The sequence below is a fragment of the Shimia sp. W99 genome (assembly GCF_053851455.3).
This window is the reverse complement of sequence record NZ_JBSQBU020000001.1, coordinates 3,241,930-3,267,813: the sequence shown is the minus strand read 5'-3', so window position 1 is coordinate 3,267,813 and position 25,884 is coordinate 3,241,930. Positions and strand designations below refer to the sequence as shown.

Genomic DNA, 25,884 nt, shown 5'->3' with positions numbered 1-25,884 from the left:
ACCAAGGACGGACAGCCCCATGAGCAACCCTTCGCTTCTTATTCTTGCCGGTGACGGCATTGGCCCCGAAGTCATGGCCCAGGTACGCCGCATCATCGACTGGATGGGTGACAAACGCGGCCTGAAATTCGACGTGAGCGAAGACCTCGTGGGCGGGTCGGCCTATGACAAACACGGCGTCCCGCTGCATGACGACACGATGGCCAAGGCCCAGGAAGTGGACGCGGTTCTTTTGGGGGCCGTGGGTGGTCCGAAATACGACGACCTGGATTTCAGCGTAAAGCCGGAACGCGGTCTTCTGCGCCTGCGCAAGGAAATGGACCTTTATGCCAACCTGCGCCCGGCACAGTGCTTTGACGCGCTGGCGGATTTCTCGTCGCTCAAGACCGACATCGTTTCCGGGCTTGATATCATGATCGTGCGCGAGCTGACCGGCGGCGTCTACTTTGGCGAGCCACGCGGCATCTTTGAAGAAGGCAACGAGCGTGTGGGCATCAACACCCAGCGTTACACCGAGAGCGAGATCGAACGCGGTGCACGCTCGGCCTTTGAGCTGGCCATGCGCCGGAACAAGAAGTTGTGCTCGATGGAAAAGGCCAACGTGATGGAATCGGGCATCCTGTGGCGCGAAGTCGTGACCGAGGTGGCCAAGGATTACCCCGAGGTCGAGCTTTCGCACATGTATGCCGACAACGGCGCAATGCAGCTGGTGCGCGCTCCGAAACAGTTCGACGTGATCTATACCGACAACCTGTTTGGCGACATCCTGTCGGATTGTGCCGCGATGCTCACAGGCTCGCTGGGCATGCTGCCATCTGCCAGCCTTGGTGCACCGATGGAAAACGGCCGCCCCAAGGCGCTTTACGAACCCGTACACGGCTCGGCCCCGGACATCGCTGGCAAGGGCATCGCCAACCCGAGCGCCTGTATCCTGAGCTTTGCCATGGCGCTGCGTTATTCGTTTGACCAAGGCGCGGAAGCCGACCGTCTGGAAGCTGCGGTCGAAAAGGTTCTGGCCGATGGCGTGCGCACTGCGGACCTGATGCAGGCCGAAGGCGGTACCCCCGCATCGACCAGCGAAATGGGCGACGCGATCCTCGCCGCGCTGGACGCCAGCCTGTAATTTGACGCGTCTGACTATTGAAAGGACCCCGGTACATGATGCCGGGGTCTTTTTCATTCTGGCAAAGGGCATATAACCGAACAGGTGCAATGACCGACCCGGAGCCGCCCGATGAACCTCAAGGCCACGATACTGGCGCTGCTGGCGTATGCGCTGTTTTCCACGCATGACGTGGTGGTGAAATACCTGGGCGCGATCTATTCACCGCTTCAGATCGTGTTCTTTGCCAGCCTGTTCAGCTTTCCCCTGATCACGGTGATGATGGTGCGCGACCCAAGCCCAGGCAACCTGCGCCCGGTGCATCCATGGTGGGTGGCGCTGCGTTCGGTCTGTTTGGTCGCGGCCCCGACCGCGGCTTTCTTCGCCTTTACCATGCTGCCTCTGGCACAGGTTTACGCGGTGATCTTCTCTACTCCATTGCTCATCACGATCCTGTCTATCCCGATTCTGGGGGAACGGGTCGGGGTGTGGCGGTTGTCAGCCGTTCTGGTCGGGCTGGTGGGGGTGCTGATCGTTGTGCGCCCCGGTGTAAACGGCGTGAGCTGGGGTCATGCGGCGGCCTTTGTGACAGCCGCGGGGGGTGCATTGCAATCGGTGATCGTGCGCAAGATCGGGCGGGATGAGCGGCGGGTGGTACTGATGCTGTTCCCGTTGCTGGCAAGCGTCGTGGTGATGGGGACCGGGATGGCCTTTGTCTATCAACCGGTCAGCCTGCCGGACCTTGGCGCGATGGCTTTCGTGGCGCTGTTCGGATTCACGGCGACCCTTCTGTTGGTGCAGGCCTATACGCTGGGCGAGGCCGCCATGGTCGCACCGATGCAGTATTCCCAGATCATCTGGGCGATCATTTTTGGGGCTCTCCTGTTTGGCGAGCTCCCGGACAGTGTAACGCTCGCGGGGGTGGCACTCATCGTGGCCAGCGGGTTGTTCATCATCCTGCGCGAGGCAACGGGGGGCACATCGAGACAGACTCCGGTCCTGCGCACCCGCACCCGCGGATTGTCACCGGGCAGCTTCCGGGTCTCGCAAATACTGCGGCGCCCCGGAGACGAATAAATTCGCGCGATATGGGCTTGCCAAAGCCCCACGAACCGACTATCCCGCGCGTCACGGTCGGAGTGTAGCTCAGCCTGGTAGAGCACTGTCTTCGGGAGGCAGGGGTCGGAGGTTCGAATCCTCTCACTCCGACCAATAAAACAAGGCGCCCTCGGGCGCCTTTGTTGGTTCTTGCGAAGCAAGTTTAAGAGGTCGGCCCCAAAATCTCTGTGTCCAATGCCTCCGAACCGATGAAGCCTGAACATCAGTTGGGCGAGGCAACGAGATCGCCGGACTTCAGGCATCCGTGAGATCTTCGATGTGTCGCAGAAACTGATCGCGTTTCGCTTTCATCTCATCTGACATCTTAGTGCGGAACCCATTACCTGCATCATCCAAACGGCACAGGATATCCTCTGCATTTTGGCGGGGCACATGCGGAAGGACTATGATCGTATCTTCGATCTCCGAGTTTTCGTACTGGATGGAGTCGCCACCGTTGCTCACTTCGCCCGGGAATTGCAACCAGAACCGCGTGCGTCAGTTCGCACCTCGAGCTTTGCGCCGAGACGGCAAGAACTGTAAATGCGGGCCCGTGTGGGCGAACAGTCGGGCAACGAGCCTTGGCGCTACCCAAAGATCAACATGAGCGTGCTTGTCATCAAAAATAGGACGGTGAGCCACATCAGATGCTGCGCTTTTAGTTTTCGCGACAAGAATACCCCGAATACTGTTCCGGCAATTGTCGGCAATACCAAAGCAGACGCGGTTGGCAAAAGCGTATCAGAAATGCCGACGAACATTGCCTGAAATCCAAGTGCGATGGGGTATGACAGTAAGAACGTCACCAGTGTCGTGGACCGCACAACGATGGGGTCGCTCTTGATGGCTGTCACATAGGCTGCAACCGGCGGCCCGGGCATGGCGAGCGCTGAGTTGAGAATGCCGCAGACAACGCCAATCGCACCGCGCCGCGCCCGCGTGTCGGTCTGAAAAAAGGGGAACCGGGCCAAGACTCCCGCAGCAATCAAAGTCATCACTCCAACAACAACCGCCGCGAAAAGCTTCAGGTGCTCCAGCGACAGGTTGAGGTAGGCCAACGCCCCCAGCGGCGTCCCGATGCAGACCCCGGCGAAGAGAGGGCGCAACAGTCGCCAGTTCACGTACGGCACAGTGATCGGTGTTAGCATTAGCGCGATCAGGAAGCTCAGAACAATTGAGACCTGTATAGCCCCGGCGCTGGCCATGGTGACAAGCAGGACCGGCCCGGCAATGACGCCAAAGCCGATGCCCGTCACGGCCTGCAAGAGCGATGCGAAAAACACCGCGCCAACCAACAAAAGCGGCACGGTGCCAGGGTCAAGAAAGCTCAGCATTTCAAGAGCGGGTCATGAAAACACGACCTGGATGTCAGTGTATTCTTCCAGCCCTTCCTGCCCGAACTCTACACCTACTCCAGATTGTTTGACCCCGCCAAAAGGCGCGTTTGGCTGGATCGCACCGTGCTTGTTGATCCAGACCGATCCGCATTCCATCCGGCTGGCCACTTGCCGCGCTGCGGTGATGTCGCGACTCCAGACCGATCCGCCCAGCCCATTGGGGTTGTCGTTGGCCTTTTCGATCACCTCGTCGATATCGCGGTAGCGGATGATCGGCAGGGCCGGACCAAACTGTTCTTCGTCCACCAACCGGTCGCCATTGTCGAGATCGGCGATGATGGTCAGCGGAAAGAAATAGCCCGTCTTCTTGCCGTTTCGCACCGGAGCGTCACCACCCAGCAATACCCGGCCCTTGCCGCGTGCGTCTGCCACAAGATCGCTGACGATCTCGTATTGCCGCAGGTTCTGCACCGGGCCGAGCATCGCGGCTTCGTCCGTGCCGATCCCCATGGGCATCTTGCGCGCGAATTTGACCAATTCCTCGCAGACGTCTTCATAGACATCGTCGTGCACATACAACCGTTTGAGCGCGGCGCAGGTCTGACCACCATTGATGAAAGCGCCCCAGAACAGGCCCTCGGCGATCTGTTTCGGGTCGACATCCGGCAGCACGATCCCGGCATCGTTACCGCCCAGTTCCAGCGTCATCCGTTTCATGGTGTCGGCAGCGCTGGCGTAGATCTTCTTGCCGGTGGCGCAGGAGCCGGTGAAGACAATCTTGCCGATGTCGGGATGGCTCGTCATCATCGGACCCAAGTCATCGTCGCCGGTAACGCAGTTCACCACGCCACGCGGCAGAACCTCGTTCATCAACTCGACCAGCCGCAGTGTGGTCAGCGGCGTGTAGGGCGACGGCTTGCACACCACCGCGTTGCCTGCCAGCACGGCCGGAACGATGTGCCATATGGCGATCATGACGGGGAAGTTCCACGGCAGGATCGATCCCACCACGCCAATCGGCTTACGGAACAGTTCGACCCGGCCCTCGTTGTTGTCTTGCAAAACCTTGGGCGGCATCGACAGGCTGGCAGTGTATTGCGTCCACGCAATCGCCCCACCGATTTCCCAGCGCGACCCAAGGCCGCCCAGAGGCTTGCCCTGTTCAGCGGTCAAAAGCTGAGCCAGTTCCTCGGCATGGGCCTCGATGCGCTCGGCGATGCGACGGCAGGCGGTCTGGCGTTTGCGTTCGGTTTGTTTTTCCCAGCTTTTCTGGGCAACACGGGCCGCGCGCACGGCGTCTTCGAGCTGTTCCTTGGTTGCCAGCGGGGCCAGCCCGGCGACCTTCTCGGTGCCCGGGTTGATCACCTCGAAACACTGCTTGGTCGGCACTTTCTTGCCGTCGATAATCAGGCGGAACGGGTCCATATCAGGTCTCCTTGCTGCGCTTCTTGGGGCCGTCGTTGCCGTGCCAATCGCGGAAATGATTCTTGTGAGTATCGAGATAGGATCCCGGCTTCATATGCTTGTCGTAGAAGTCGAGGTCCAAGTGGTGCGCCTGGATGAACAGAGTCATCTGGATCGGGTCCACCGTCGCAGGGAATTTTCCATACGTATCAAAGATATACTGACACATGTCCTTGACGCACTGGATGCCCTCGGGGCTCGCCGGGATGGTCGCGGCATCGAACTCTGCATTCGGGGCGGTGTGGGGTTTGACCATGCCCTTGGCCTCCCACTCGTCCATGGTCTGAAGCGCACCCTCAAGTGCTGCGTCCACCGCATCAGACATGTTGGCATAATAGGGTGGGCAATAGGCCTCGAAAACACCGTCGCGCCCGACCGGGATCGGGAATGGGTCCGACTTGGACTGGATGAAGCGGAAACCAAGGCCGCGGCAGGCGGGTGTGCCGCCCAGAACCACGGTCGATGAGAACCCGCCATAGACCCAGCCGCCCAAGCCTGTTGCCTGAAGCGTCAGCGCCATAAGCTGCCCCATGAAGGCGCCTTCGGCCAGCATCCCATCCGACAGCAGCTTTTCCAAACGGCTGAGCGTCATCACCTTGCGCTTGTTCAGCAGGCCGTTGTCGACCCATTTCTGGTTGCCGCACGGTCGCATGCCGTTGCGGTCATCGACGATGTAATATCCGCCCGTGTTCTGCGCATAACGCCCGGCCTTGCCGTCACACAGGTTGATCATCAGCTTGATGATATCCTTGGTCACGTCGATCACCGGCATGAAGATCGTCGTGCCCGGCATATTCGTGACCCATTGATTGTGCGGCCAGATACCAGGTTCCGAAGGCGGCAGGTCCATGCGCCCATCGTCGATCTTCTCGACGAACTCGTCATAGAACCCCAAGAGCTTGTCGCGATCATCGGCGTTTTCGTATTCGCGCATCTTGCCCATTTTGGCCTGATCCGCCTTTACCACGAACACACCATCGTCATTGGTAAAGAACAGCCGCGAGCGGTGCGATCCCATCGCAGAGGGGTATGGCTTGCCAATGGTTTTCACCATGGCGCCGGGCAGATTGGTTTCGGCCAGGATCGGCCCTGTTGTGGCCGTGGCTGCGCCCACCAGCATCGCCGTTTCCAAGTCGCTGAGGGGATACGGGTCGTATTCGGATTTGTGTTGGAACGGGCCGGAAGCCATCTCCATGCCAAGGCCGAACCGGCGCGAACGGCGCCCCATGATTGCATCGAACAGTGGGTAGTCCCATGCCGCCTGCGCCTGTGGTGGCAGGCCTTCGGGTTTGCGAGTGCTCATTGCCGGGCCTCCTTCGCGACTTCGCGGCGGACACCCAAAAGCAGGCGAACCAGATAGCCCCATGCACCCGGCTTACGCAGCACCATTCCCACGATCCTGCGCAGGTCGGCGTCGGTCATGGTGGTCTCTGCCTCCCAGACGCCCATCTTCCCGGTCAGCACGATGCCGTCTTCAAGCAGGTCCAGCTTTTCAAGGTCGAACGAAAATTCGCCCGCTGCTGAATCAATCTTCATGTCATCCTCCCATCCCCGCTCAGGGGATCATTTTCCAATATGCGTCCTTGAGAACGATCAGCCCGCCGCCGATCTCGTAGAGGTCAAAGCCCTGCGACTGGCGCCAGACGCCATCGGGGCCGAAATATTCCACGTCGTAGGTTTGCAGCACCGTGTTGCCGCGGAAGCGCCACACCGAAGCCGAAAACCTTGGTCCATTGGGCATGGCAAAGCGGCGCTCCATTTCATCCAGAGCGGCATCACGGCCATAGACCACCTGCCCGTTTGGCAGTTTCCACGTGAAGGCCGGGGACAGGCATTCTCGCAATGCCGCGATATCGCGCGTCGTGAACGCCTCTTCGAACTTGGTGAAGAGCTTCTTGTGGCCCATCTCGTCATCGGCGGGAACCGTGAGCGGTGCGCGCGCGATCTTCTGTTTGCGCTGGTAGGCGCGGTTCTCGACAACCTTGAAGCCATTGGCCAGCCTCGGGGCGTTTGACGCACTGCGCGCGGCACGAATCTCTTCTTCCGCCTGCGGTGCCGGGTTGTCGACGACCTGAGAAGGCACCGCGCGTGGTGGCATTGGGGCTGGAATGGACGCAATGGCATCGGTGCTCTGATCACACTCATTGTTCAACACGCGCAAACCCGTGGGCGTTTCGCCCGCACGAGTCCTGCGCGAAGTGGTCGTTTTACCCTTGGCCGGCTTGCGCGAACCCGGTCTCGATCCTGTCTCTGACATCAGCGCATAGCCCCCTGATTCTCTCCCAAAATGCCGCCGATTGGTTGGCGACTCGGCAACACTCAATTTTGGAAAACCTAGCAACGAGTAAGGTGGTTCGTCAACTAAAATGAATTCCGATTCATTTTTTATGCCGTTCGATCTGCTCCTTATTATTTGTTTTAAATAGATTTTGTCATGATTAAGTGAATTTAAATTCATTTTATTTGACAGAATCATCCATTCCCACATAGCCTGTGCTCAGTTCTTAGCAAACGCGAGATGACAGGGAGGAACTCGTCATGAAACTCATAGCTATTGCCGCTGCACTGGTCGTTGCAGGCGGCATTGCCGCCGAAGCCAAGGAACTTCGGCTCAGCGCTGCCCCGCCCCCGAACTCACCCTGGGGCAAGATCACCATGAAATTTGTCGACAAGCTCGCCGAGGTCTCTGGAGGAGAGCTGACAGCCAAGCCCTATCTCGGCTCGAAGCTGGGCGGCGAACAGGACGTCGTAAAACAGATCGCGCGGGGTCGGATCGACATGGGCGTCATGTCAAACACCGCCGTGTCGCTTCTGGTGCCGGAATTCGGCCTGTTGGCGTCTCCTTACGCCTTTGACACCGCCGAACAGTTTGATTGCGTAGCGGACAATCACCTGCTCGACACCTATGCCGCCGAATTTGACGCCGCCAAGGTGCACGCGCTGAGCTGGATGGAGGTAGGCTATCAGGTCATCTTCTCGAAAGAGGCGATCCGAACACCAGCTGACCTCTCTGGCGTCAAGATCCGCACCGCACCTTCTGCAACGGATACCCTGTTCATCCAGACTGCCGGAGGCACACCGGTGCCCCTGGCGCCCAGCGAAGCCGTGCCCGCACTCAAGACCGGACAGGTCAGCGCCGCGACACAACTTTCAGTGTTCGGAGTTGCCACCGGATATGACAAGGTCGCACCGCAAATTACCGTAACCCGCCACCAGCACCAGGTTGGCGCCGTGATCATCTCGCAAAGAACGTGGAACGAACTGTCGGACCAGGAGAAGGCCTGGATCAACGAAGCTGCGCCTACCTTCCTTGAATTGCGCGCCGCCATTCGGGGTGCCGAAGGCGCGTTGCTGGGCAAGGCGGCGTCCGAAGGGGCAACCGTCATTGAACTCAATGACGACGAGCTCAAGGCGTGGAAGGCTCTGGCCCCTGCAGCGCAAGAGGCCATCCTGAACGAGCTGGGTGATGATGCCAAGGCCAAGTGGGATGCGATCCTTGCGGCCAAAGCATCCTGTTCGTGAGGCCGAGATGTTAAAGTCCGTTCTCAAAGGACTGACGCTAACCGAATCCATTGTGGCGACGGTGGCCTATGCCCTCGTTGCCACTCTCCTGATGGTGGATGTGATTGGGCGCGAAGTCTTCTCTTCGGCATTCCTTGGCCTTCAGCAACTCGCCGTCTATGGCGCGATCGTGGCCGGGTTTCTTGGGCTAACGCTGGCCACGTCGGACAATTCGCACCTGCGTCCCGAATTTTTGGACGGACTGGCAGGTCGGCACGGCGCAGCAGTTGCACGTTTCGGCGATATGCTGTCAGCCAGCTTCTTTTTTGCCGGCGCGTATGTGTCATGGACGTTCGTTCAGATTTCGATGGAAAGCGGAGACAAGGCCCCCGTGCTGTATTTTCTGCTCTGGCCACTACAGCTGGTCATCCCCTACGCATTTGTCTCTGCGGGCCTCAAGCACCTGATCTTTGCGTTAAGCCCCACGCTCAAACCTCACTCCGACATCCTGACAGGTTGATCTCATGTATGCTGTTCTTCTTCTCGCGATGGTTCTGACGCTTTTGGCGTTCAGACAGAACATCATCGTCATCCTGCTTGCTTCGGCTGCCTATGTGCACCTTGTCTGGGGCGACGGACACCTCGAATACCTCGCCGAAGATATCTGGATCAGCCTCGACAACGCACTTTTGCTGGCGATCCCGATGTTCCTTCTGGCGGGTTCGATCATGACCCGCGGATCCATTGCGCGCCGCCTGATCGACCTGGCAATCAGCGTTACGCGCCCCATTCCCGGGGGCCTCGCCGTGGCCACGATCCTGAGTTGCGCCATTTTCGCCGCCATTTCCGGTTCCTCGCCGGTCACATTGCTGGCAGTGGGCACGATCCTTTATCCAGCGCTCCTCGAAAACGGCTATTCCAAGCGCTTCTCGCTCGGCGCGCTGACTTCGGGTGGCACACTGGGCATCATCATTCCGCCGTCCATCCCCCTCATCCTATACGGCATCGTGAACGAACAAAGCATCGCTGACCTGTTCCTCGCCGGGATCATTCCCGGGCTGATGATCGCTGGAGTGCTGGCGGGGTATTCCTACTGGGTCAACCGCAAGATGCCGTCCGAGCCGTTCGACCTGCGCGAGTTTGCCACCGCCCTGCGGCGCGGCGGCTGGTCAGCGCTGTTGCCGGTAATCCTGCTGGGCGGGATCTATTCAGGCTATTTCTCGGCCACCGAGGCGGCGGCGGTGGCACTGGTCTATGCCCTCTTTGTCGAGATCTTCATTCACCGCGAGCTGAAGCCAATCGACTTTTACCATACCTGCGTGGACACAGCGAAACTGCTGGGGATGCTGTTCCCGATCGTAGCCGTCGCGCTGAGTCTCAAAACCATCCTGACAATCGAAGAAATCCCCGACCAACTGGCGATGTGGATCACGTCGATCACCGACAACAAAATCGCCTTCCTGCTAGCCGTCAACGTGCTCTTGTTGATCGTGGGCTGCCTGTTCGACGTGATTTCGGCAATCCTGATCTTGGGTCCCCTCCTGATGGTGCCGGCTGTGGCCTATGGTATCAACCCGGTGCATTTCGGCGTCATCATGGTGATCAACCTCGAGATTGGTTTCCTGACGCCACCTCTTGGGCTGAACCTTATCGTGGCGATGACTGCCTTCCGAGAAAGCTTCATCGAGATCTGCCGCGCGGTATTGCCATTCATCGCGCTCATCCTTGCGGTGCTTATGGTCGTTACCTTTGTGCCCCAGACAGCACTGTTCTTTGTGCGATAACGAACCTTCGCGTCGCTTTGACAGGGCGGCGCGACACGCTTAAATCAAGGAGGGAGCGGCCTCAACTACAGGGAATGGCATGGATATCGGCGCGTTACTGATGGATGATGACATCCCCGGCGTTCTCCCGGCCAAACAGGCGCGTAGCCGCCGAATCCGCGATGCCTATATCGAGGCGGGCATAAAGCTGTTGAACAGCAATAGGTTTAACGACCTCAAGATCTCGGATCTTGCGGAAGAGTGCGGCCAGTCCGTCGGCAGCTTCTACACCCGCTTCGAGGACAAGGAAGCCTACTTTCGCGCCTTGCGTGCAACTGCAATCCAGCTCTGCAACTCGGAAATCCATGCTCGCGTCAACGTGGATAAACTCTACGAAATGGAACCCGGCGAAGCGCTCGATGCCTTGGTCGACCTGATGGCCGATCTCTTCACCGGACCGGTCCGTGGTGTGCTTCGCGAATCCTTGCTGCGCATTCTCGAACCCGATGACCCGTGGGCCCCGATGCGCGACAGCGCACGCGAGATCATGCGCAATTATCGCCGCGCCTGTGCGACACTGTTTCCTGCCTTCTCCCCGGAAGAGACCAAGGAAAGACTAAGCTTTTGTTTTCAGCTCATCGTCGGCGCGCTTCAGAATGACCTTGTCAACGACTACCACGTTTTCTCGACACGAGACCATTCGCTCAGGGCTGCGCTAAAAGAGGCGACACATCGATACATGCGCTTGACCGACTTGTATTGAAGCAGTCGCTCACATTCCATCCTTCAGACGAGTGATTTGAGAATTGCCTTGGCAAGAAGGCGGGCACTGGAACCCGTAGGCTCCAGTGCCCGCCTGCCTTACATATCGCTACCGGCGAAAGGCAGCGGGTAGTTGCCGATCTGCTGCGGTGTGAACGGCAGCTTTTCGGTCTCGACCGGCGACGTGTAGAGCTTGCGGGTTTCGGGGCGTTCGTTTGAAATGCCCGTCAATGCCGGCCCAGGGGTTGCATCCGGACGGTTCGGGTATTCCTGCATCCACATCTCGTGCCGCGCACGCTGGCGGTTGAACATCGATTTGACGTGGAACATCTCGATCATCTCCCCGTTCTTTTCGCGCGGGTCTGTGTAGAGATCATAGAACTCGTTCTTGGAAAGACCGGGAGTCGCATTTTTCCAGTCACGCTTGAACCGCCCTTTGACGCCTGCAGCCAGGTTCGGCCCCTGGTAGATCATCACATAGTCCCGGCGGCTGAAGCCGTCTCCGTTCAGGAACAGCGATGTCTGGTCGACACCGTCGATCACACGGTCGGTGGGGATCTGGTCCATCGCGCCACCGAGGCGGGCAAACGTGGTGAAAAGGTCGCTGACATGCAGGATGTCGCCCACGATCTGATCGGGTTCGATCACGCCCTTCCACTTGGCAATCGCAGGAACGCGCACGCCACCTTCGGTAAAGTCACCCTTGCCGCCGGTGTACAGGGTCTCGACCATGCCTCGGGGACCGTAGTGAATGAAGGGGCCATTGTCCGCCATCACGATAACCAGCGTGTTCTCGGCAATGCCCTTGCCTTCCAGATAATCGAAAAGTTCTCCGACAAACACGTCCATCTTGACCAGGGCCTCCTGGAGGATGTTCTTGTTTGCGGACACTTTCTGAGGGTTGCGTGGATCCGGGAAAAAGGCCGTGGCAATCGGGTGGTAGGCGATAAAAAACGGTTTCTTCTCTTCTACGCTCTTGTCGATAAAGGCCAGTGTCCGTCGCTGGGATTCAATCTCGATGTCCCAGTAGTTTTCAATATTCGGCGGCGGGCCCCATTCGAACGTTTCGCCACCCTTGGTGCCTTCCAATGTCCAAACCTGTCCCAGCGGCTGCCAGGAATTGTCCATGTCGTATTTGTCCTCGGCATAGAGATCGGGATACATGCCGGTAATGATGTTCCCTGCCTCGGCCTGCGGGATCCACATCGAAGGCACCTGGTTGTAGGGGGTGAAGAACGCCTCGTCGTAGCCTTGGTTGTGGGCATAGGAGAACTCTGTGTCGCCGAGGTGCCACTTGCCATAGAAGGCCGTCTTGTAGCCAACATTCGACAGCACTTCTGCGATGGTCACTTCCTCGGCATCCATGCCGGAATACTCAACCGGGAAGGAAACGGTGTGCATGCCGCTTCGTACAGCGTACCGGCCGGTCTGAAACGCCGCGCGCGTAGGCGTACAGGCGGGTTCCGTGTACATGCGCATGAAGTTGATGCCTTCATCCGCCATCTGATTCATGTGTGGCGTCTCGAACCCGCGCACCGCCTGAATTTCCGGAATGCCGACCTCGCCCACCGCAGTGTCATCCCACATGATGTGGATGATATTAGGCTTGGTGCCGAACTTGGCCTCCAGCGCGTCCAATTTCTCCTGAAGTGACGCGTCCTCGGCGGCCCAGCGTTCGCCATGCTGTGCTTCGAGAACATAGTGTTCGGCATCATGAATGATCTTGCCGCTTTCGGCATGTGCGCCGGTCAGCGACAGCATCACAAGTGCCAACGCACTGCATGATGCCATGCCTGATTTCAGTTTCATGTGTCTTCTCCCGATTGTGAAGATTGATATGGACTCGAATTGGTACTGTCGAACGGGCAGGGCTCTCCGGTCCTGCACGAAGCTTTCTGGAGCGCGGCGCGGATTTCGTCTGTGAGGCCACTCAAACTCTCCAGCAAAAGCTCGCGTGCCTTCTGCAAATCCTCTTCCGAGGCACCATCACACTGCGACAGGCTGTGCAGATCCCGCACGAGCAACTCGTAATCGTCGCAGATCTCTGCAAAGATGGCGTCCGTTGCACGCAACCTTTTGATCGAGTCGCGCGCTTTTGGCAGGCATTCTTCTGCCTGAGCGGAGTAGGCGGCTGGGTTTTCGTCATTAGAGCCCATGTCACCAATCCTCCTTGCGGTTGAAAGGTCGGAACAAGGGTTATACGGTGAAAGATGACGTGAAACGCACCGGAGAAATTCTCTTAGGCATTTGTTTTGGTTTATTTTTCTTAGCGCATGACTGAGTAGGGGTGCAGATTCAATTCATGAGGCCGGAAAACGAAAAATCCATTCGAATTGCGCTGGAGGACGTTCTGCAAAGTCCGCAGTTGTCCGGCTCTGCCCGCCTGCAGGGTTTTCTGACTTACGTGGTCGAACAAAGCCTGCGGGGCCACCCTGAAGAGATCGTCGGGAAGATCATCGCCCAAGACGTTTACGGGCGCCAGCCCGCCGATGGCAGCGATAATATCGTGCGGGTCGACGCGCGCCGGTTGCGCCGCGCCCTGTCAGATTACTATGCCACGCATGGCAGTGATGACGCCGTCGTGATCCACATCGATAGCGGCGGCTATGTTCCCAGGTTCGAGTTTCGTGAAGTAGGCACAGAAACACAGAAGCTCACCAAATCGCGCCTCGCGCAATTTCGAATTCCGATAGCGGCAATATCGCTGTTCGCTGTGGCTCTGCTCGTCTGGTCGATTGGGAGAAGTATCGATTTTCCCCCGAGCCCGGACAGCGCGGAAAACAACGTGCAGGAGCGCGCGGAGCAGGAACGCAAGGCGCTGGCAGAGAAATCCATGGCGACGTTGCAGGCCTCGAACATGACAGCAAAAGCCAGCGAAATGCTGTTCCCGATCGCGGATGCCGAACTTCAAACCGCAGCTCTCAAGTTGTTTGAAGAGGCCATTCGCATCGATCCTGCGTATGCAGGTGGGTATGCGGGAGCAGCTCACAGCTTGTCCACTCTGGCCATTTTGGCACCGGATCTCGCGCAACGTCAGGAAATGCTTAAGGCGGCGTCGCTCATGTCCGGCACTGCCGTCGATCTTGACCCCACCAACGGCTGGGGCATTTCGTCCCAAGCCTGGCTGGCCTTTGCCAGTGGGGATTTTGAAAACGCAAAAACGCTCGCTGACCGGGCCTATCTGCTGAGCGATATGGATGGCAGGGTTTTGAACTTCCATGCTCTCATTCTTTTGCTGACAGGGAGCTTTGCGGAAGCGCAAAAGATTTCAGCGCCTGACGCGCCGCGCAGAGATGCGGGTTCGCACAAGGCAAACCTGAATATTCATGGGGTCGCCAGTTTTCACCTTGGTGATTACGAGACTGCTGTTTCTTCCTTCGATTCCGCGATTGCGTCTGGCGCCCCCGTAAGTGAACTGACGCTGCTCTACAAGGCTGCATCATACCAGGCAAATGCACAGACTGGCGAGGCTCAGAAACTTCTCGCGGAGTTGTCACGCACCTGGCCTATGTTTCAGCCAGAGGTCGCATTGAACAAGTTCTATGCGAGTCACGAACACGTGGATGCTGTACTCGTCCAGTTAATGGCGGCAGGTTGGCCAAAGGATCCGTAACTTGTCCAGAATTTGTGTCGTCCAACCCTTTTTTGTGCTCCGGAAATTGTATCTGTCACGGAATCCGAGATGCCCAATTCCACCAGTTCCGACACAGCCCATTCGCGAAGTTGACAAGCTATTAAGCGGCCGCTGTGATTTCGACCTTGCGCGGTTTTCCGGCTGTGCGGAGATGGTCTAAGGTGCCCCTAAATTTGTGGACGCCTTGCCCCCTAACCTTGAAACAAGGAGGCCGATATGGGGACAAGCAATTACAGTGACGAGTTCAAGCGGCACGCGGTGCATCTGATCACGGAGCGGGGTTATCCCACGCTTCGCGCGTTGCGCAGGCTTCTTCCAAGATTTGGAGAGCGAGTTGATCGGCATAATCGAGTGAAATTTCATAAGCGATTTCATCGACCTCATAGACATCAGGTGCTGCGATGCACTTCAGAACGAATTTGACCGCCCTCGCCGGCTCGGGGATGATATTCGACACGGGGGAAGATTTCCGTGCCGTGTCATCGGGAGTGTTTTGGCCGGTTCGACGCTCCAAGCTATTGGAGTGAATGGGACTACTTGGTCGTCCCCAGCGACATTTCCAAAATTTCGCGCGCGGTATGTCCTCAGTCCGTTTTTAACTGGTGGCACCCTAACGCCCAAGAAGCGCCTCCCGTCTTCCGGAACATACCCCCCCTGCGTTCTTTTGCCGTCTTCGTCACACCTAGAAAGTCGACTTCGACAATGATACCACTCGACTTGGAAGGTACCCTCGATTTATTCCGAATTTCGAGACAGATGCGCCCAATTTTCAAATAGTCCGGAAAAGAGTTGTCGCATCTTTGTGGCTGGCAGCTCGGGTTGGCAGGACGCATAGTTGGGCGAATATTCAAGTCGGCCTTCAGGAGCGTCCATGAGCACCACCTATTATGCACCGCACGGGGGGCACCCCGGCCAGGAACAACTGCTGACGGATCGTGCGATTTTCACCGAAGCCTATGCCGTCATTCCCAAGGGCACGATGCGCGACATCGTGACGAGTTTTCTGCCATTCTGGGACGATACGCGGCTCTGGGTAATTGCACGGCCCATGACCGGATTTGCCGAGACGTTTTCGCAATACATCATGGAAGTGCAGCCCGGTGGTGGCTCGGATCGGCCCGAAACCGATCCCGAGGCCGAAGGAGTACTGTTTGTGGTTGAAGGCACGGCCACGCTATCTGTAGGCGGAAAGACCTTCGAGATGACGCCGGGCGGCTATGCCTATCTGCCCCCTGCGTCGGGGTGGACCCTGCGCAACCGTGGCGATGAGACGCTGCGGTTCCATTGGATTCGCAAGGCTTATGAAGCGGTTGACGGGTTGGACACACCGGATGTGCTTGTGCTCAATGAGCAGGATATCGCGCCCAACGTGATGCCGGGCACCGAGGGCAAGTGGGCGACGACGCGCTTTGTCGACCCGGCAGACCTGCGCCATGACATGCATGTGACCATCGTCACGTTTGAACCGGGCGCCGTGATTCCGTTTCTGGAAACCCATGTGATGGAGCACGGGCTTTACGTGCTTGAAGGCAAGGCGGCCTATCGGTTGAACAATGACTGGGTTGAGGTCGAGGCCGGGGATTACATGTGGCTGCGCGCGTTTTGCCCGCAGGCCTGTTATGCCGGTGGACCAGGCAAGTTCCGCTACCTGCTTTACAAGGACGTCAACCGGCACATGTCGCTGCGCCCGCGACTCTCACGATAAATCGGGCGCCACGCCCCCGATCGCCTGCGTCAGCGCCTTGGCTGCTTCGGTGACCGGGGCGCCCAGGCGCGCAATCTCCTCCGGGCTGACCCGGCTGGTGGGCCCCGAGACCGAAATTCCGGCCACGGCCTCTCCGTTCATGTCAAAAACCGGCGCCGCGATGCACCGCATACCTGCGGTGCGTTCCTCGTTGTCGATGGAAAACCCTCGGGCGCGGATTTGAGCGAGGTCTTGCATGAGCGCGTCACGGTCCGTGATGGTGTAATCGGTGAAGGCTTGCAACGAGCTTTTGGCAAGAACCCTTTGCAGGCGATCCGCCTCCATATGCGCCATGAGCGCCTTGCCGATTCCGGACGAGTGCATGTCAGAGAGCGTGCCGGGCGGGAAAAAGGCGCGGATGGTTTCATGGGTTTCCACCTGGCTCAGGAACAGAACGCTGCCTTCCTTTTCGACCCCGAGGTTGGCGGTTTCGCCGGTGTCTTCCATCAGCTTGCGCATGATCGGGCGGGCACGGTCGACAAGGCTGGTGCGGCGTAGGAAACGGGCGCCAATCACGAAAGCGCCGGGGCCGATATTCCAGACCTGCTCATCCCCGTCGAATTCCACAAGGCCGCGCCCTTCGAGCGTGACGAGAACGCGGTATACGGTAGCCGGAGACTGGCCCATATCCTCGGCAATGCGGGTCAGCGGGAGGCCTTTTGACCGGCTCAGATACTCCAGCACCGCCATTGCGCGATCCAGCGATTTGATGGTGTTCTGTTCGGTCTTGTCATGCCAGTCGCGCGGGCGACCACGGGCCCGGCGGCCCTCGTTGGGACCATTTTCCTGAGAATCCATAAAATGTCTCTCCATCTAAATGAAAGCATTTTTCATAATATGAAAAATTCAAGCCGCTGACAAGGCTTGACTTTTTCTCTCTCCTCCACTTTTGAAAAATTATTTCAAAAAAATTTCACCAGCAGGGCAGTGTGTCTATGGTCAGGGCAACGATGCAAGGAGACTTTCCATGAGCTTTCAGAACCCGGTCTTTATTCCCGGCCCGACCAATATCCCCGAGAGCCTGCGCAAGGCCTGTGACATGCCCACCATCGACCATCGGTCGCCGCTGTTTGGCCAGATCCTGCACCCGGCCCGCGCGGGGGTACGCAAGATCCTCAAGAGCGAGACGGCGGAAGTGTTCATCTTCCCCTCGACCGGCACGGGTGGCTGGGAAACCGCGCTGACCAACTGTCTTTCGGCGGGGGACAAGGTTCTGGCGGCACGCAACGGCATGTTCAGCCATCGCTGGATCGACATGTGCCAGCGACACGGGCTTGATGTTCAGGTTGTGGAAACCCCGTGGGGCGAAGGGCTTCCGTCGGACCGCTACGAAGAAATTCTGACCGCCGACACCGCCCATAAGATCAAGGTGGTTCTGGCCACGCATAACGAGACCGCCACAGGCGTGAAGTCGGACATTGCTGCTGTGCGCCGCGCGCTGGACGCGGCGGGGCACCCCGCCCTGTTGTTCGTGGACGGCGTGTCCTCGATTGCGTCGATGGATTTTCGCATGGACGAATGGGGCGTGGACGTTGCCGTGACCGGATCGCAAAAGGGGTTCATGCTGACCGCCGGGCTGGCCATCGTTGGCTTTAGCCCCAAGGCGATCACGGCCACCAAGTCCGCCACCCTGCCCCGCACCTTTTTTGACATCAACGACATGGCCGCAGGCTATGCTAACAATGCCTATCCCTACACACCCGCCGTTGGCTTGTTGAACGGGCTGAACGAAGCCTGCGCGATGCTGCTGAACGAAGGGTTGGAGAACGTATTTGCCCGCCATCACCGCATCGCCGAAGGCGTGCGAGCCGCTGTAGGCGCTTGGGGGCTGGAGCTGTGCGCGGCCAATCCGTCGGTCTATTCCGACACGGTCAGCGCCATCCGCACACCTGACGGGTTCAACGCGACCGACATCGTCACCCATGCCGCCAGCAAATACGGCGTCGCCTTTGGCGTGGGGCTTGGCGAAGTGGCGGGCAAGGTGTTCCGCATTGGCCATCTGGGAAGTCTGACCGATGTCATGGCGCTTTCGGGGATTGCAACGGCCGAGATGTGCATGGTCGATCTGGGGCTGGATATCCGGCTGGGTTCGGGGGTTGCTGCCGCGCAGGAGTATTACCGTGGACACGGGATCGAAGCCCAGAAAGATGCCGCGTGATGAAGGATACCGCGATGTATATTCCAACCTATCAGGACATGCTGGACGCGCATGAGCGCATCAAACCGTATATCCGGCGCACCCCGGTGCGGACCTCGGATTACCTCAATGAACTGACCGGCGCCGAGCTGTTCTTCAAGTGCGAGAACTTCCAGGAACCTGGCGCGTTCAAGGTTCGCGGTGCCTCGAACGCCGTGTTCGGCCTGGATGATGCACAAGCCGCCAGGGGCGTGGCCACGCATTCCTCGGGCAATCATGCGTCCTGTCTGAGCTATGCCGCCATGAAGCGCGGCATCCCCTGTAACGTGGTGATGCCGCGCACGGCCCCGCAGGCCAAGAAGGACACGGTCCGTCGCTATGGCGGGCAGATCACGGAATGTGAGCCGTCCACCTCGTCGCGCGAAGAAACCTTTGCACGGGTTCAGGCGGAATCGGGCGGTGATTTCGTGCACCCCTATAACGATCCGCGCGTCATCGCCGGTCAGGGCACCTGTTCGCGCGAGTTCATGGAACAAACCGATGGGCTCGACATGGTGGTCGCGCCGATTGGCGGGGGGGGCATGATCTCGGGCACCTGCCTGACGCTGGCGACGCTGGCGCCTGAGACGCAGGTGATCGCCGCCGAGCCGGAACAGGCCGATGACGCCTATCGCAGCTTCAAGGCGGGGCACATCATTGCCGATGATGCGCCCAAGACCATCGCGGACGGGCTGTTGGTGCCGCTCAAGGACCTGACATGGCATTTCGTGTCGAACCACGTGAGCGAGATTTACACCGCGTCGGAACAAGAGATCATCGATGCGATGAAGCTGATCTGGAAACATCTGCGCATCGTCATGGAGCCGTCAAGCGCGGTGCCCATGGCGACCGTTCTCAAGAACCCGGACGCGTTCAGGGGCAAACGCGTGGGGCTGATCATCACTGGCGGCAACGTCGATCTGGATCGACTGCCGTGGACCAATGGTGTGTGAGATCACGCACCCAACCAACGAAACTGTAGGGTATGTGCTTGTACGCACCGCCCCGTACCGAAAGATCGAAAGATGAGAGACATGACAAACCTGGACCTTTTTGAAGTGGGCTATGACATCCCGGCCAAGCCCGGCATGAACGAGGCCGACATCCAGACACCGGCGCTGGTGCTAGATTTGGACGCGCTGGAGCGCAACATCAAGAAGATGGGCGACTATGCCAAGGCGCACGGCATGCGCCACCGTGTGCATGGCAAGATGCACAAGTCGGTCGACGTCGCCAAACTTCAGGAAGAGCTTGGCGGGGCCGTTGGGGTGTGCTGTCAGAAAGTTTCTGAAGCCGAGGTTTTTGCCCGCGGCGGAATCAAGGACATCCTTGTCTCGAACCAGGTGCGCGACCCTGCCAAGATCGACCGGCTGGCCCGCCTGCCCAAGTTTGGCAGCCGCACGATTGTCTGCGTGGATGATATCGACAATGTGGCCGAGCTTTCGGCGGCAGCGGCCAAACATGGAACCGAAATTGAGGTGTTCATCGAGATCGATTGCGGCGCAGGGCGCTGCGGCGTCACCACCACGCCCGAAGTTGCCGCGATTGCAAAGGCCGTCGAGGCAGCGGACAATCTGAAATTCTCGGGCATTCAGGCCTATCAGGGCGCGATGCAGCATCTGGACAGCTATGAAGAGCGCAAGGAAAAGCTCGACGTGGCGATTGCCATGGTGCAGGACGCCGTGGATGGGCTCAAGACCGAGGGGATCACCTGTGAGCTGGTTTCGGGCGGTGGCACCGGGTCGTATTACTTTGAGTCCAACTCGGGCGTTTATAACGAGCTGCAATGTGGATCGTATGCCTTCATGGACGCCGACTATGGGCGCATTCTGGACAAGGACGGCAACCGCATCGACCAGGGCGAATGGGAAAACGCGTTTTTCATCCTGACCTCGGTCATGTCGCACGCCAAGGCGGACAAAGCCATCGTGGATGCGGGCCTTAAGGCGCAGTCGGTCGACTCGGGTCTTCCGGTCGTCTTTGGCCGGGATGATATCGAATACATCAAATGCTCGGACGAACATGGCGTGGTCATGGACCCCAATGGCGTGCTCAAGGTCAACGACAAGCTGCGACTCGTGCCCGGCCACTGTGACCCAACCGCGAACGTCCATGATTGGTATGTCGGCGTGCGGAATGGCAAGGTGGAAACCGTCTGGCCCGTCTCGGCGCGCGGCCGCGCCTATTGATCCAAGAATGACCCTTCCGGGCGGCGTCCCCGCCCGGAGACCGCCCATGCGCCAGTTTCTCATCCTGCTGAGCACATGGGCGGACCTGACTAGATTTGGAGATTTCCCATGCTGATCGTACCCGAACGCGATATCGCGGACCTGATGACGCGCGCCGCGGCCTTTGAGGCCGTGGAACAGGTTTTTGCCGCCATGGCATCCAAGGATGCCTATAATTTTCCGGTCGTGCGCGAAGCAATCGGCCATGAAGACGCGCTTTACGGCTTCAAGGGCGGGTTTGACCGCGCGGGCCTGACGCTTGGTCTCAAGGCCGGGGGCTATTGGCCCAACAACCTTGAAAAGCGCGGGCTGATCAATCACCAGTCGACGGTGTTCCTGTTTGATCCTGACACGGGCATGGTGCGGGCGATGGTCGGGGGCAACCTGCTCACCGCGCTGCGCACGGCGGCGGCGTCTTCGGTGTCGATCAAGCATCTGGCGCGGGACGACGCCAAGGTGCTGGGCATGATCGGCGCGGGCCATCAGGCGACCTTCCAACTGCGTGCCGCCTTGGAACAGCGGGGCTTTGAAAAGGTCATCGGCTGGAACTATCACCCCGAGATGCTGCCCAATATTGCCAAGGTCGCAGAAGAGGCGGGCGTGCCGTTTGAAGCGGTTGAACTGGAACGCATGCGGGAGGCGGACGTGATCGTGTCGATCACCTCAGCCTTTGCCCCGTCGCTTTTGGCCGATCACGTCTCAGAAGGCACGCATATCGCCTGTATGGGGACGGATACCAAGGGAAAACAAGAGGTTGAGGCGCAGCTCTTGGCCAGGGCAACGGTGTTCACCGACGAGGTCGCGCAGTCGATTTCCATCGGAGAGGCCCAGCACGCGGTTGCCGAAGGGCTGATCCGGGCCGAGGATGTGGTCGAGCTTGGCGCTGTGATCAACGGCACCCATCCGGGCCGCAGTTCAGATGAACAGATCACGCTCTTTGACGGCACTGGTGTGGGTTTGCAGGACCTCGCGGTGGCGGCTTCGGTGGTCGATCTTGCCGTGGAAAAAGGCGTGGCGATCGAGGTGGATTTCTGACGCTCGGATGATTTTTTAGGTCTATCCAACGAAACGCCCCGCCAATGCGCGGGGCGTTTTTTTGCGCGGTGTGCTCCGGTGTGGCGCTTTTCCGGGCAGCCCTGCCGAGGCCATGGCCCTGAAGTCTTTTTCAATGCAGTGTTGAAAGTATTTCGTGATACCACTGATTTTTCGTGGCAGTCACACGCGCTACACTGTCTGATATCCCCCAGAATCCGGGGCGACACGGGAGTTCCAATGGCACATCAAAAAGAAATTCGGTTTCTGCTGAACGGCAAGGAAACTACGGTTGCCGATGCGAAGGCAACCCTGACACTGCTTGATTATCTACGTATCGAGCAGCGCCTGACGGGCTCCAAGGAAGGCTGTGCCGAAGGCGATTGCGGTGCCTGCACGGTGCTGGTCGGGCGGCTGCGCAATGGTATGCTGCATTATGAGACCATCAATGCCTGCATCCGCTTCCTTGCGTCGCTGAATGGTTGTCACATTGTCACGATTGAACACCTGTCCGGCCCCGATGGCCGGTTGCACCCGGTGCAGGAAGCCATGGTCGAGCATCACGGCAGCCAGTGCGGATTCTGCACGCCGGGCTTCGTGATGTCGCTCTATGCGCTGTGGATGGAAAACGAGACGCCCAGCGCGCAAGAGGTGGAAACCGCGCTGCAGGGCAACCTGTGCCGGTGCACCGGGTATGAGCCGATTGTACAGGCCGCGTTGGCCGTGAACCAGTATGGCAGCCCGTCGCATGATTACCTGAACCGCGAACGCGCGGATGTGGCCGCACGGCTTGCCGCGTTGCAGCCCGAAGGGCGGATCGAGACAGGACCGGAAGATGACCGGGCCATTCTGCCGCGTGACGTGGCCGATCTGGCCGAGGTACTGGCGAAAAATCCCCAGGCGACCATCGTTGCCGGATCGACCGATGTGGGCCTTTGGGTGACGAAATTCATGCGGCCGATTTCTCCGGTCGTGTTCATCAACCACCTGGAAGAGCTGAAAGACATCACGCTTGACGACGACGCGCTGACCATCGGTGCGGGCGTGACCTATAGCGAGAGCGAAGCCGCCATTCGCGAGGCATTCCCGCATCTTGGGGAGTATTGGGATCGCATTGCCGGCTGGCAGGTGCGCAACATGGGCACGATCGGGGGCAATGTCGCCAATGGATCGCCGATCGGGGACACGCCACCGGTTCTGATCTCGCTTGGCGCCGAAGTGACGTTGCAAAAGGCGGAGAGCACCCGCACCCTGCCGCTCGAAGCGTTTTTCATCGACTACGGCAAGCAGGATCGCGAAGCCGGAGATTTCGTCGCCAGCATCCGCATTCCGCGCGCCAAGCCGGGGCAGATCGACGCCGCCTACAAGATTTCCAAGCGGCGGGACGAGGATATTTCTTCGGTTGCCGTGGGGATCAGTGTTGTTCTGGAAAGCGGCACGATCACCGAGGCCCGGATTGCTTTTGGTGGCATGGCCGCGACGCCCAAACGCGCCGTGTCTGCCGAGACCGCGTTGGTCGGGCAAAGCTGGACTGCAGACGCGTTCGACGCCGCCGCCAAGGCGCTGGGGCAGGATTTCACCCCGCTTTCAGACTGGCGGGCCTCTGCCGAATACCGGCTGCTGGTGGCGGGCAACTTGCTGCGGCGTTTCCATCTTGAACATGACACCGCCCAGGATGCCCCCGTGCGCCTGGCCATCGCGTGAGGAGTAGGGCGATGAAGGATCAAACGACCATTCGCGGTGCCGTTCACCAGAACCAGAAACACGACAGCGCCGTCAAACAGGTGCAGGGGCGTGCGGATTACACCGACGATATCGCCGAACCTGTTGGCACGTTGCATGCCTATCTGGGTGTTTCCAGCGTGGCCCATGGCCGGATCAAAGGCATGGACCTGTCGCGCGTGCGCGCTGCCCCCGGCGTGGTAGATGTGCTGACCGCCGAGGACATCCCCGGCGTCAATGATGTCAGCCCCACGGGAAAACATGACGAGCCGGTCTTTCCCACCGACAAGGTCGAATTTCATGGCCAGCCAATCTTTGCCGTGATCGCGGACACCCGCGACGCGGCGCGGCGCGCGGCGGAACTGGCGGATGTAGAGTACGAGGTGCTGCCCCACGCGATTGACGCGGTGTCCGCCCATGAGGCGGGTATGCCGCTGGTGACGGACCCGCTCAAGCTGGAACGGGGCGATGTGGACGCTGCTTTTGAGAGCGTCGCAAACCGCATTACCGCACGCATGGTCGTGGGCGGGCAGGATCACATGTATCTGGAAGGGCATATCGCCTTTGCCATTCCCGGCGAGGACGACGATGTGATCGTACATTGTTCGACTCAGCACCCGAGCGAAGCGCAGCATATGGTTGCCCATGTTCTGGGCGTGCCATCCAATGCCGTGGTGGTCAATGTGCGCCGGATGGGCGGCGGGTTCGGCGGCAAGGAAAGCCAGATGAACCTGTTCTGTGCCGTCGCAGCTATCGGCGCCAAAAAGCTCAACCGACCGGTGAAAATCCGCCCCGACCGGGATCAGGACATGACCGCAACGGGCAAACGCCATGATTTCGTGATCGACTATGACCTTGGCTTTGACGACGACGGCCGGATCGAAGTGGTCGAAGGCCAATTTGCCGCGCGCTGCGGCTATTCCTCGGACCTTTCGGGGCCGGTGACGGATCGCGCCCTGTTTCATGCGGACAATGCCTATTTCTATCCCCATGTGCGCCTGACCTCGCGTCCTCAAAAGACCAACACGGTCTCCAACACCGCCTTTCGCGGCTTTGGCGGACCGCAGGGCGTCGTGGCTGCAGAGCGCATGATCGAGGAAATCGCCTATGCGCTTGGCAAGGACCCGCTTGAGGTGCGCAAGGCCAATTTCTATGGCGATGCCAGCGATGGACGGAACCTGACGCCCTATCATCAGGAAGTCGAGGACAACGTCATTGGCCGCGTGGTGGAAGAGCTGGAACGCAGCGCCGACTACCAGGCACGTCGCAAGGCCATTCTGGACGAGAACGCCAAGGGCGGGATCATTCGCCGTGGTATCGCGCTGACCCCCGTCAAGTTCGGGATTTCCTTTACCGCGACATGGTACAACCAGGCCGGATGCCTGCTGCATGTCTACAATGACGGGTCGATCATGCTGAACCATGGCGGCACCGAGATGGGACAGGGGTTGAACACCAAGGTGGCGCAGGTCGTCGCCGATGCGTTTCAGGTGGATTTCGACCGGATCAAGATCACCAAGACCACCACGGAAAAGGTTCCCAACACCTCGGCCACCGCGGCCTCTTCGGGGTCCGACCTCAACGGCATGGCCGCGCTTGACGCGGCGGAGCAGATCAAGGCGCGGCTGGTGAAATTCGCCGCCGAAAGCCGGGGCGTGCCGGAAGAGGCGGTCAGCTTCGCGCCCAACCGGATTGTCATCGGGGACGAGTCCGTCGCCTTTGATAGCTTCATCAAAGAAGCCTACATGGCCCGCGTCCATCTCTCGGCGGCTGGGTTCTACAAGACGCCAAAAATCCATTGGGACCGTGAGGCCGGCAAGGGGCGTCCGTTCTATTACTACGCCTACGGGGCGGCCTGTTCGGAAGTGGCGATTGATACGTTGACCGGCGAATACCGGGTCGAGCGCACCGATATCCTGCATGATGTCGGACGGTCACTGAACCCGATCCTCGACAAGGGACAGGTCGAAGGCGCATTCATTCAGGGGATGGGGTGGCTCACCACCGAGGAGCTTTGGTGGGATGATGCGGGGCGGCTGCGCACGCATGCGCCCTCGACTTACAAGATCCCGCTGGCCAGCGACCGCCCGCGCATTTTCAACACGAATCTCGCCGATTGGTCGGAGAACCGCGAAATGACGATCAAGCGGTCCAAGGCCGTGGGGGAGCCGCCCTTCATGCTGGGTATCTCGGTTTTCGAGGCGCTTTCGATGGCCGTGGCCAGCGTTGCCGATTACCGCGTATGCCCGCGTCTGGACGCGCCAGCCACGCCGGAACGGGTGTTGATGACCATCGAACGGCTGAAAGCAGAGGTGTGATCC

The 25,884-nt window shown here is 59.2% G+C and carries 23 protein-coding genes and 1 tRNA gene; 15 read left to right on the top strand and 9 right to left on the bottom strand.

Translation table 11 applies throughout. The features are described 5' to 3' along the window. Window positions 1–19 precede the first annotated feature (19 nt). From leuB to ACS3QZ_RS15875, 3 genes are all read left to right on the top strand, one after another. Window positions 20–1,123 carry a 3-isopropylmalate dehydrogenase gene (gene leuB / locus ACS3QZ_RS15885; RefSeq protein ID WP_456038717.1) on the top strand — a complete coding sequence of 368 codons (1,104 nt, stop codon included), beginning with the start codon at window positions 20–22 and terminating at the stop codon, window positions 1,121–1,123. A 111-nt stretch (window positions 1,124–1,234) separates the two neighbouring features. Next, the gene (locus ACS3QZ_RS15880; RefSeq protein ID WP_456038716.1) at window positions 1,235–2,179 is read left to right on the top strand and encodes a DMT family transporter; all 945 of its coding nucleotides are present in this window, start codon (window positions 1,235–1,237) and stop codon (window positions 2,177–2,179) included. Between the two features lie 58 nt (window positions 2,180–2,237). Further along, window positions 2,238–2,314: transfer RNA gene (locus ACS3QZ_RS15875), tRNA-Pro, on the top strand. Window positions 2,315–2,787: 473 nt separating this feature from the next. Here ACS3QZ_RS15875 and ACS3QZ_RS15870 read toward each other — a convergent pair. Genes ACS3QZ_RS15870 through ACS3QZ_RS15850 form a run of 5 tightly spaced genes read right to left on the bottom strand, consistent with a single transcriptional unit; the run spans window position 2,788 to window position 7,489 of the window. Then, on the bottom strand, window positions 2,788–3,534 hold the full coding sequence (locus ACS3QZ_RS15870) for a TSUP family transporter (RefSeq protein ID WP_456038715.1): 747 nt from the start codon (window positions 3,532–3,534) through the stop codon (window positions 2,788–2,790). Between the two features lie 12 nt (window positions 3,535–3,546). Beyond that, the gene (locus tag ACS3QZ_RS15865; RefSeq protein ID WP_456038714.1) at window positions 3,547–4,962 is read right to left on the bottom strand and encodes an aldehyde dehydrogenase family protein; all 1,416 of its coding nucleotides are present in this window, start codon (window positions 4,960–4,962) and stop codon (window positions 3,547–3,549) included. Window position 4,963: 1 nt separating this feature from the next. Further along, window positions 4,964–6,304 (bottom strand): hypothetical protein, encoded by a 1,341-nt coding sequence (locus ACS3QZ_RS15860; protein WP_456038713.1) that lies wholly within the window; start codon window positions 6,302–6,304, stop codon window positions 4,964–4,966. Next, a complete protein-coding gene (locus ACS3QZ_RS15855) occupies window positions 6,301–6,537 on the bottom strand; it encodes a hypothetical protein (protein ID WP_093093424.1) in 237 nt (78 codons plus the stop codon). The genes ACS3QZ_RS15860 and ACS3QZ_RS15855 overlap by 4 nt, the downstream gene beginning before the upstream one ends. Window positions 6,538–6,556: 19 nt before the next feature. Then, window positions 6,557–7,489, bottom strand: a complete 933-nt coding sequence (locus tag ACS3QZ_RS15850; protein WP_456038712.1) for a nuclear transport factor 2 family protein — start codon at window positions 7,487–7,489, stop codon at window positions 6,557–6,559. A gap of 50 nt (window positions 7,490–7,539) precedes the next feature. Here ACS3QZ_RS15850 and ACS3QZ_RS15845 point away from each other — a divergent pair, with 50 nt between their 5' ends. The 4 genes from ACS3QZ_RS15845 to ACS3QZ_RS15830 all read left to right on the top strand — a co-directional run bounded on the left by ACS3QZ_RS15845 (window position 7,540) and on the right by ACS3QZ_RS15830 (window position 11,028). Next, entirely contained in the window at window positions 7,540–8,523 is a 984-nt protein-coding gene (locus ACS3QZ_RS15845) for a TRAP transporter substrate-binding protein (RefSeq protein ID WP_456038711.1), read from the top strand. A gap of 7 nt (window positions 8,524–8,530) precedes the next feature. Further along, entirely contained in the window at window positions 8,531–9,022 is a 492-nt protein-coding gene (locus ACS3QZ_RS15840) for a TRAP transporter small permease (RefSeq protein ID WP_456038710.1), read from the top strand. A gap of 4 nt (window positions 9,023–9,026) precedes the next feature. Further along, window positions 9,027–10,286, top strand: coding sequence for a TRAP transporter large permease (locus ACS3QZ_RS15835; protein WP_456038709.1), 1,260 nt, complete (start codon window positions 9,027–9,029; stop codon window positions 10,284–10,286). A 79-nt stretch (window positions 10,287–10,365) separates the two neighbouring features. Next, window positions 10,366–11,028, top strand: a complete 663-nt coding sequence (locus ACS3QZ_RS15830; RefSeq protein WP_093093414.1) for a TetR/AcrR family transcriptional regulator — start codon at window positions 10,366–10,368, stop codon at window positions 11,026–11,028. Window positions 11,029–11,126: 98 nt separating this feature from the next. On the opposite strand, the gene ACS3QZ_RS15825 is transcribed toward ACS3QZ_RS15830, so the two are convergent. Both ACS3QZ_RS15825 and ACS3QZ_RS15820 read right to left on the bottom strand, forming a co-directional pair. After that, window positions 11,127–12,836 (bottom strand): sulfatase-like hydrolase/transferase, encoded by a 1,710-nt coding sequence (locus tag ACS3QZ_RS15825; RefSeq protein WP_456038708.1) that lies wholly within the window; start codon window positions 12,834–12,836, stop codon window positions 11,127–11,129. Continuing rightward, complete coding sequence (locus tag ACS3QZ_RS15820; RefSeq protein ID WP_456038707.1) at window positions 12,833–13,183, bottom strand: hypothetical protein; 351 nt, start codon at window positions 13,181–13,183, stop codon at window positions 12,833–12,835. The genes ACS3QZ_RS15825 and ACS3QZ_RS15820 overlap by 4 nt, the downstream gene beginning before the upstream one ends. Window positions 13,184–13,314: 131 nt before the next feature. Here ACS3QZ_RS15820 and ACS3QZ_RS15815 point away from each other — a divergent pair, with 131 nt between their 5' ends. Next, entirely contained in the window at window positions 13,315–14,640 is a 1,326-nt protein-coding gene (locus ACS3QZ_RS15815; RefSeq protein ID WP_456038706.1) for a tetratricopeptide repeat protein, read from the top strand. Between the two features lie 289 nt (window positions 14,641–14,929). On the opposite strand, the gene ACS3QZ_RS15810 is transcribed toward ACS3QZ_RS15815, so the two are convergent. Beyond that, window positions 14,930–15,118 (bottom strand): hypothetical protein, encoded by a 189-nt coding sequence (locus ACS3QZ_RS15810; RefSeq protein ID WP_456038705.1) that lies wholly within the window; start codon window positions 15,116–15,118, stop codon window positions 14,930–14,932. A gap of 414 nt (window positions 15,119–15,532) precedes the next feature. Between ACS3QZ_RS15810 and ACS3QZ_RS15805 the strand changes: the two genes are divergently transcribed. Then, window positions 15,533–16,366 carry a bifunctional allantoicase/(S)-ureidoglycine aminohydrolase gene (locus ACS3QZ_RS15805; RefSeq protein WP_456038704.1) on the top strand — a complete coding sequence of 278 codons (834 nt, stop codon included), beginning with the start codon at window positions 15,533–15,535 and terminating at the stop codon, window positions 16,364–16,366. Here the strand turns inward: ACS3QZ_RS15805 and bhcR are convergent. Continuing rightward, window positions 16,358–17,203 (bottom strand): HTH-type transcriptional regulator BhcR, encoded by an 846-nt coding sequence (gene bhcR, locus ACS3QZ_RS15800; RefSeq protein ID WP_456038703.1) that lies wholly within the window; start codon window positions 17,201–17,203, stop codon window positions 16,358–16,360. The genes ACS3QZ_RS15805 and bhcR overlap by 9 nt on opposite strands. 169 nt (window positions 17,204–17,372) lie before the next feature. Here bhcR and bhcA point away from each other — a divergent pair, with 169 nt between their 5' ends. The 6 genes from bhcA (at window position 17,373) to xdhB (ending at window position 25,881) form a co-directional block, all read left to right on the top strand. Further along, window positions 17,373–18,563, top strand: a complete 1,191-nt coding sequence (gene bhcA, locus ACS3QZ_RS15795; protein WP_456038702.1) for an L-aspartate--glyoxylate aminotransferase BhcA — start codon at window positions 17,373–17,375, stop codon at window positions 18,561–18,563. After that, window positions 18,563–19,534, top strand: a complete 972-nt coding sequence (gene bhcB, locus ACS3QZ_RS15790; RefSeq protein WP_456038701.1) for a beta-hydroxyaspartate dehydratase BhcB — start codon at window positions 18,563–18,565, stop codon at window positions 19,532–19,534. The genes bhcA and bhcB overlap by 1 nt, the downstream gene beginning before the upstream one ends. A 72-nt stretch (window positions 19,535–19,606) precedes the next feature. Continuing rightward, window positions 19,607–20,770 carry a 3-hydroxy-D-aspartate aldolase BhcC gene (gene bhcC, locus ACS3QZ_RS15785; protein WP_456038700.1) on the top strand — a complete coding sequence of 388 codons (1,164 nt, stop codon included), beginning with the start codon at window positions 19,607–19,609 and terminating at the stop codon, window positions 20,768–20,770. Between the two features lie 108 nt (window positions 20,771–20,878). Continuing rightward, window positions 20,879–21,844, top strand: a complete 966-nt coding sequence (gene bhcD, locus ACS3QZ_RS15780) for an iminosuccinate reductase BhcD (protein ID WP_456038699.1) — start codon at window positions 20,879–20,881, stop codon at window positions 21,842–21,844. 237 nt (window positions 21,845–22,081) lie between these two features. Further along, complete coding sequence (xdhA, locus tag ACS3QZ_RS15775; RefSeq protein WP_456038698.1) at window positions 22,082–23,545, top strand: xanthine dehydrogenase small subunit; 1,464 nt, start codon at window positions 22,082–22,084, stop codon at window positions 23,543–23,545. An 11-nt stretch (window positions 23,546–23,556) separates the two neighbouring features. Further along, window positions 23,557–25,881: a xanthine dehydrogenase molybdopterin binding subunit gene (gene xdhB, locus ACS3QZ_RS15770; RefSeq protein WP_456038697.1), complete on the top strand. Its 2,325-nt coding sequence runs from the start codon at window positions 23,557–23,559 to the stop codon at window positions 25,879–25,881. The last annotated feature ends 3 nt before the right edge of the window (window positions 25,882–25,884 follow it).